The following is a 484-nucleotide window of genomic DNA, read 5'->3' as shown; positions in this document are numbered from 1 at the left end:
GATTGCGTTCAGCCGCGCCGTTAGGCGTCGGCTGGAACTGCGGGTTAGGCCGGCGATAGACAGCCAATTGAGGCGATGCGCCCTCCAGGTTAAAGCTCCCGTTCACGTTGTTCCTTTCTCTCGCGGTACTCCGTGATGTCGATCTTGCCGTCGACGAGTGCGGCCACATCAGGGTCGGGGTGCTGGGACTTCTTGGAGTCTTGGCGTGCCGACAGGAGCCCAAGAATCGCGTGGGCGAAGTTGACGATGAACACTATCCCGGCTGCTGAGAAGAAGGCCTTGTCCAACGAACGAGAAGTCATTCCCGCCGCTGACAGAAGGATGTAGCCAGTCACCGCCAGCCAGAACGCCAGGAACAGCCAGTTTCCACGTCGGACCAGCGCGGTAGTTTTCTCCGATGGCTTGACTAGCATGGCGCGCGGAGTCTCTTGGGAGCCTAACGATTGCGTTCAGCCGCGCCGTTAGGCGTCGGCTGGAACTGCGG

1 protein-coding gene is annotated in these 484 nt (G+C 60.5%); it reads right to left on the bottom strand.

Translation table 11 applies throughout. The features are described 5' to 3' along the window. Nucleotides 1–89: 89 nt before the first annotated feature. A complete protein-coding gene (locus tag B0W88_RS32255; protein WP_077038457.1) occupies nucleotides 90–413 on the bottom strand; it encodes a hypothetical protein in 324 nt (107 codons plus the stop codon). Between the last annotated feature and the right edge of the window lie 71 nt (nucleotides 414–484).

Origin of the sequence: Pelomonas sp. KK5 (assembly GCF_001984095.1) — a bacterium.
Taxonomy (GTDB): Bacteria; Pseudomonadota; Gammaproteobacteria; order Burkholderiales; family Burkholderiaceae_C; genus KK5.
Note: the sequence above shows the minus strand (reverse complement) of the source record. Positions and strands in the feature narration are given on the sequence as shown.

Coding starts and splice junctions, on each gene's coding strand:
- B0W88_RS32255 (WP_077038457.1), bottom strand. CDS start 413: ATGCTAGTCAAGCCATCGGAGAAAACTACCGCGCTGGTCCGACGTGGA.